At 70.2% G+C, this 7,243-nt stretch carries 1 protein-coding gene and 1 CRISPR repeat array; the gene reads right to left on the reverse strand.

Features of this window, described 5'->3' with window-relative positions:
• Positions 1–662: 662 nt before the first annotated feature.
• Positions 663–941, reverse strand: coding sequence for a hypothetical protein (locus AB0E19_RS37915; RefSeq protein ID WP_362189597.1), 279 nt, complete (start codon positions 939–941; stop codon positions 663–665).
• A 2,741-nt stretch (positions 942–3,682) separates the two neighbouring features.
• A CRISPR array of direct repeats spans positions 3,683–4,383; the repeat unit is 29 nt; unit sequence CTGCTCCCCGCCCGCGCGGGGATGATCCC.
• Positions 4,384–7,243 lie beyond the last annotated feature (2,860 nt).

The following is a 7,243-nucleotide window of genomic DNA, read 5'->3' on the forward strand; positions in this document are numbered from 1 at the left end:
GCCGAGATCAGAAGTCTGCGCAGCCAGCTGAAGGCCAGCAGCTCCGAAGGCAGATCAAGAGGAGCGAACTGATCCACAACTATTGACTATTGCTCCCCGGACACGCCGGCAGAGGAGCACCACGGGGGATATGGATCAGGTACTCAGGACAGGCAGGTACGGCCCCGCGCTGCTTCCCTCGCGCGGGGATGGTCCCACCGTGCTCTCCGCCTCCGGGCTGCGGATGCTCCGTTTCCCGCGCGCGCGGGAATGGCCCCGCGACCGTGTCCCTGTCGACCGTGTCCCTGTCGACCGTGTACTGCTCCCCGCCCCCGCGGGGATGGACCCCGGGCCCGGCGCGCGAGGTTGATCCCGATGGACTGCTCCCCGCGCCCGCGGGGATGGACCCCGCGTGCGCTTCCAGGTCAGAGCCCCCGCCGTCTGCTCCCCGCGCCCGCGGGGATAGACCCCCCTTGAAATGCGAGCGGGCCCGCACCCCTTGCTGCTCCCCGTGCCCGCAGGGGTGGGCCCGGGTCCTTCTTTGAGTACCGCGTCTCCATGGACTGCTCCCCGCCTGCGGGGATGGACCCGAGGGCGTCAACGCGACCTGCGGCGAGATGCGCTGCTCCCCGCGCCCGCGTGGGGGCCTGATGCGTTTGGTCGAGCGGGTTCGAAGCCGTGCATCAGCTCTTGGTGACTGAGGCAGGTCCGGTGTAGGCGTAGATCCAACCTGCTCGGGTGTCGGTGGATCGGACCGCTTCGTAGACATGGCGAGTCGTGCCGGCCGGCCCGCCGGACGCGTGAATGGGTGTCGACGGAGTCCCGTCCGGACCGAGAAGGACGATCTTGGTGTGGCCGTCGAACGGGCCGCCGACGACCTTGATGCCGACGGTGTTGTTGACCACCTCGCCGACGAGCCAGCGGTCGATGGTCTTCATGTGCTCGGAGTTGTCGGTGCCCATGGGCAGAGAGCGGATCACGGCTGCCGCCGGTGGACAAGGGGCAGGCTCACGTTGTGGCCGCAGGCCGGGATTCCTAGAGGGTGCCGTCTCGGAGCATGGCGAACAGGACGTCGACCCGGCGTCTGGCCAGGCAGAGGAGTGCCTGGGGGTGTCGCTTTCCCTGGCCGATCTTCTTGTCGTAGCAGGCGCGGGAGGCCGGGTCGTTGAGCGAGGCGAACGCGGCCGGGAAGAACGCCCCTTTCAGCTGCTTGCCACCGCCGTTCGGCCCGGTCTCTGCTCTTCGTGCGAGGAGGCGTAGCCCTGTCGCGTCCCGGCCGCCGCCTCCTGCTCCCCGTGCCTGCGAGGATGGACCCTCCCGCTGGAAGCCCTTCAGCGGCCAGGCGCTGCTCCCCGCGCGCGGGATGGCCCCCCATGGCACCGCTGACCGCCGAGCAGGTCGGCCTTCTCGCTCGCGCGGGGATGAACCCTCCGAGGGCGCCCGCTGCTGCGGAAGGCCGGTGTACTGCTGCTTCCCGCCCATGCGGGGAGGGTCTCGACTGCGCAGTGCTCTTTGGGTGTGGTGGTGAATCCGAGTCCTGGTGCTGGGGCTGTGTGGGTTCTTCGGTCGCTTGGGTCGCTGTCGGCGGTCGTGGTGAGTGTGGGAGTGGCCATCGTGGTTGCTCACCATGGAACTCACCATGGTGCTCACCATGGGGGGTTCTTCGGGCCCCGAGGGGTGGTTTGTCTGTTTCGGTGAAAGTTGCTTGGGAGGCGGCTGCCGTCGGGTAGAACTGCTGGTCACGAAGGCTGCTCCCCGCGCCCGCGGGGATGGACCCCAGCCGCTCACGGACTGGCGGCTCGGGGGCTTCTGCTTCCCGCGCCCGCGGGGTGCCGGCACCGGCAAGGCGATCACCTTCGCCTCCGTCTGCTTTCCGTTCGCGTGGAGATGCCCCTCGCAGGGCGACGAGGTGGCCGGCGGCAGCACTGCTCCCCGCATACGCGGGGATGAACCCGACAAGGACGTAGCGGACCGGTGTGCTCCCCGCGCCTGCGGGGATGGTCCCCGGGCGCAGGCGAGGAACGCCTGACGGATGCTCTGCTCCCCGCACGCGGGGGGATGGCCCCAGGAACGTGGCGAGCGTCGTGGTGACGCGCGCCTGCTCCTCGCGTACGCGGGGATGGGCCCCACCGCCTCTACGCCCACTACGGAACGGCCCGCTGCTCCCCGCGCCCGCGGGGATGGCCCGAAGCGCCGAGGCCGACTCCCAGGCTTGACCGACTGCTCCCCGCGCCTGCGGGGATGGATCCTTGCGTTTCAGCGGCGGCGATCCGGCGGCCATCTGTTCCCCGTGCGCGCGGGGGTGGGCCCCGGACTGGCGTCGAGGTTCACGTCGAGGGTTCTTGCTGCCCGCTCGCGCGGGGATGGACCCGTCGGCAAGGCCATCCTCGCCTGGTTCACGAGCTGCTCCCCGCCCGCGGGGGGACCTAGCCTGGCGCCTGACCGTCAGGGGCCACGACGCTGCTCCCCGCGCCCGCGGGGATGGACCCGACTACCGCCAGTACGTCATCCGGGTCGCCGACTGCTCCCTGCTCGCGCGGGGATGGACCCGGGTCCGTGGACCCCGGACAGCCCTCGGCACCCTGCTCCCCGCGCCTGCGGGGATGGACCCTCGCGGTCGACGAAGACGATGCAGGTCACGTTCTGCTCCCCGCGCCCGTGGGGATGGTCTCGTGCGCAGCCGGGTCCGGCTGCTGCCGGTCGCCTGTTCCCCGCGCGCGGGGATGGACCTGTCATCATGGAGGTCGGCTGGCTTCTGGCCTTCTGCTCCCCGTGCTCGTGGGGAATGGCCCCGGCACCTTGATGCGAAGCACGCCGGCTCCTCCTGCTCCTGCTGTCTGCCCGCGCGGGGATGGCCCCTCGCCGTACTCGCGCGTCAAGGTCGGCAGTTCCTGCTTCCCGCGCTCGCGGGGATGGGCCCCGTACGGGGCGGAACTGGTGGATGTCGGAGGCCTGCTCCCCGCGTCCGCGGGGATGGCCCTGGCTTCGACGGCCTCAGCAAGGCTCTCACCGGCTACTTTCCGCGCCCGCGGGGATGGTCCCAACAACCAGAAGTACAGCGACCAGCTTCCGTACTGCTCCTCGTACACGCGGGGATGGTCCCGAAGAGGACGTGATGCAGCGCGGCGCGTCCGTCTGTTCCCTGCACGCGCGGGGATGGTGCCCGGCGCAGCACTGTACGCAGCGCGGGGATGGTCCCACCGCGCCGGCCCCGGGGGCGTTGGCGGCGGCCTGTTCCCCGCGCATGCGGGGGTGGTCCCGTTTGGTCGTTGGTCTCTATCGCCAATGCCTGCGCGGGGATGGTCCCGAGTCCACGCCGACGTCCCACCACGTCTCAAGCTGCTCCCTGCACGGGCGGGGATGGACCCTTGCGCTTGAGCGGCGTGATCCGGCGGCCATCTGTTCCCCGTGTGCGCGGGCGTGGCCTGATGGACCTCGGCTTCGCCGGCCTCGTGGGGGCTGTTCCTGCTGCATCGGGTTTGGTGGTGGGATGGTGTCGGTTCTTCGGTCGCTTGGGTCGCTGTCGTTGGTGGGTGTGGTGAGCGCGGGAGCGGTCATCGTGGTTGGTCGTCACCGGACTCACCGTGCCCTGGGGTTGCTTACCACCATGCTCACCATGGGTGCCCTTGGGGGTGGTTTGTCGGTTTCGGTGAAAGTTGCTTGGGAGCGTGCCGACGTCGGGTAGAACTGCAGGTCAGGAAGACTGCTCCCCGCCCGCGCGGGGATGATCCCCGACGCCAGCGGTGAAGCCATCTACACCCAGCCTGCTCCCCGCCCGCGCGGGGATGATCCCCGCCTTCGGTACCGGGCCCTCGGCGGCGACTGGGGCTGCTCCCCGCCCGCGCGGGGATGATCCCATGGCCGAGTATCCGAACTACGCAGCCCTGGCCTGCTCCCCGCCCGCGCGGGGATGATCCCAGGTTCGTGACCCTGCGTCCGGTCCAGGACTCCTGCTCCCCGCCCGCGCGGGGATGATCCCCAGGCCAGGAGGTAGGCGATCCGGGTCCGCAGCTGCTCCCCGCCCGCGCGGGGATGATCCCATGACTTTCGCCGACGCCAACGCGCGTTCTGCTTGCTCTCCGTCCGGGTGGGGATGGTCCCCGAGTAGGCCGTCTGCGCCAGCACCCGGCGTCCTGCTCCCCGCACGCGCGGGGATGGACCCCGCAAGACGGTCACCGTCGAAGCGATCGTGAACTGCTCCTCGCGCCCGCGGGGATGGACCCGTGCGCAGCCGGGTCCGGCTGCTGCCGGTCGCCTGTTTCCCACGCGCGGGGATGGACCCTGGGACCAGACCGTGAAGGTCTGAGAGGGCTTCTGCTCTCCGCGCCCGCGGGGATGGTCCCTCGGTGGACAGGCCTGGGAAGGACGGCTTCGGCTGCTTCCTGCGCTCGCGGGGATGTATTTCGCATGGCGCGAGGAGCCGGTGTGCTCCCCGCGCCCTGCGGGGATGGGCCCCGGGCCTCGGTGAACAGCGCCCCGTCCCTGTCCTGTTCCCCGCGCCCGCGCGGGGATGGCCCCTACCTGCGCGAGTGGACCGACGTTCCGCCCGACTGTTCCCCGCACGCGTGCGGGGATGGCCCCGCGTCCACCGCGCAGGCCTACTACGCGGGTCTTTGCTCCTCGCCCGCGCAGGACTGCTTCCCGCGCCCGCGGGGATGGTCCCGACACCATTTCCGCGGGACAAGTCGCTCTTCTCGCTGCTCCCTGCGCACGCGGGGATGGACCCGTCGGCTCGCTGTCCTTGGCGGTCTGGTTGGCCTGCTTCCCGCGTCCGGGGGGATGGACCCCACGAGGCCCGGCACCGCACCGACGTCGCCTGCTGCTCCCCGTACGCGCGGGGATGGTCCCGACGCTGAAAGGTGGCGTGAGCAAGCTGTGAGGGCCCCGCGCGCGTGGGGATGGTCCCTGGACGGCCGCCCATGGCAACGCAAAGGGGCGTCTGCTTCCCGTGCCTGTGGGGATGGGCCGGTGGTCCGCTTGCTTTCGATCGCGCGGTACGAGCTGTTTCCCGCGCGCGTGGGGATGGTTCCTCGGTGACCGAGGCGTACCCGATGCTGCGCTACTGCTCCTCCCGCACGCGGGGGTGGCGGTGGTGGTGTGGGTGATGTGTTTTCCGTGTGGGGCTGCACCTCTGTATGCGATATGCGGAAATCGCATGCGGGACGTGTGGTGTCGGGCGGTGTTCCTGCTGGCGTGGCGTGCTGCTTCTGCTGCCTTGTGTCCCGGGGGCGCGTAGTCGGGGAAGAGTGCCCCCAGCCCAGCGAGGGCCTGGGCCGTCGCTGCGCCCGTTCCAGGTGTCCTCTTGCCCGCTTGTGCTGGCCTTGCCCGGGTGCGCCCCCGCTGCCTGCCGGTCTTGTGGTGTCTGCGGGGGTCCTGGTGGTGCCGGGAGCCGGGGTTGGTCTGTCTGGGTGGCCTGTGGTGGGTGTGCGGATCCCTGGGTGCCTCTCAGGCTGTTTTTCCTGGTGGTGGGGTGTGCTGAGAGCTGTGGGGCACCGGTCGGGCAGGGGGTTTTCTCGTCCGGTCCGGGTCTGTGTGACGGGCAGGTCTCCATCGCCCCATCCCCCCACTTCCCGCGGCTGCTCCCCTGGATGTGTGGGGATGGTCGCGGGACAGGCAGGCCGGGACCAGCCCTGACCACCAGTTCCCGGCCCGGGCGGGGGATGGCCCCTCGCGGTACGTGAAGGAGTTGCCGGCCACCTGCTGCTCCCGGCCTGTGTGGCGGCCCTGGGAGGGACTGAACGGGGGCCGCTCCCTGTGCCTTCGGGGGTGTTGTTGTGGTTGTCGGCCGAGGTTCTGCTTCCTGCTTTGTGCTCCGGCGGGGGTGGTCTCGGCGGTGGGGGAGGTGGTTTCTCGGTTGTGTGGGTGATGCGTTTTCCGCATAGGGGCTGGGTTCTGTATGCAGTATGCGGAAATCGCATACAGGGTGGTTGTTGGGTGGTGTTCCTGCCAGCGCGGCGCGCTGTTCCCACTCCCACTCCTGTTGCTGCCTGTCTTTGATCGTGTGGTGGGGCGGAGCCCGCGTCCGGCGAAGGGCCTGGATCCGTGCCGCGCTCTCCCGGGTGGTCCTGCTTGTCGCCGCTGCTGGCCCGGCCCGGCTCGAGTGCGTGCGTGCGTGCCGGCCCTGCGGAGGGCCTGGGGCAGGGGCCGGGGTGTGTTCTGTCCTGGGGTGGTGGTGTGGTGAGTGCGGGGGCCCCTGAGAGCCTTTTAGGCCGTTTCCCCTGGTGGCGGCCCGGGTTGAGAGCTGTGAGGGGGCGTTCCGGCCGTGGCTTTTCCAGAGCACTGGCCGGGCCGGAGAAGGGATTCTTCCTCCGGCACCCGGCACTGTGGGATGGGTAGGCCGTTGTCGAGCCGACGCTGCCTTCCGTGGCGTCGACGGCCCTCCTTCCACCCCCCTGTTCGTGGGTGGCCTGGGAACCACCGGTCGTGGCGCTCACGCCTGCACCTGTTCAGCGCGCGGGGGCGGGACGAGCCCGGGCTGCTCCCCGCGGGTGTGAGGCAGGGGGATGCGGTTTCCGCATGAGGGAGGACCGCCCCTGTCGGGTATGCGGTTTCCGCATGCACGCGAGGGGCTGCTCCCCAACCCATTTCTCCGGTCGCCGGCGCATGGCCTCTGCCCGCTTGCCCGCTCGAGCTCACAAGCGGTGTGCTCCGCAGTCGGCGCCGCCCGGGCCGCGCCTCGGCACACAGCATCATGCCGGTGCGCCCCTGTGGCTGCGTCTGTCTTCTGAGGGTGGTGGGTGACGGTGCGTCTTGATGCGCTTTCCGCATGGGGTGTTGAGGGTCCGCCAGAAGACGTCCGCTGACAGCTTTTTGAGCGCCCCTCACCCGTAGCAAGATTTTTGATAGTTGGCGGCATATGAGAGATTTGGGGTGTTTGATACAGGTCTAGACAACAACTTTCGAGCCTCCCCCGTACCCATCACTTACAGTGACGTTCCATGTGGCGTCCCCACGCCCGTGGAGTACCACCCCGTCACCACTCGAAGTGACATCCCGCGAGGCGCGGCAACCAGCCGGCACGCACCGCCGGCCCCGCAGGGGCCGCACACCACCCACCACACCCCGCCCCCACCCAACACACCATCAACCACCCACCAAACCACCCCACTTACCAGCACCACACCCCGCCGCAGGCGGGCGCCCCACCACAAACAACCCCCCACCCCACACCCGCACCCGCCAAACCAACCCCCACCACCCCGCGGTCACCGAAGGTGCCCGCCCCCACGCAACCAGCCCAGCGCCGCGCAGCGGCGCAGCACCC

Source organism: Streptomyces sp. NPDC047974, assembly GCF_040653375.1.
GTDB lineage: Bacteria > Actinomycetota > Actinomycetes > Streptomycetales > Streptomycetaceae > Streptomyces.

Excerpts from the sequence above, each read along its gene's own strand:
- AB0E19_RS37915 (WP_362189597.1), bottom strand. The coding sequence starts at position 941 with ATGGGCACCGACAACTCCGAGCACATGAAGACCATCGACCGCTGGCTC.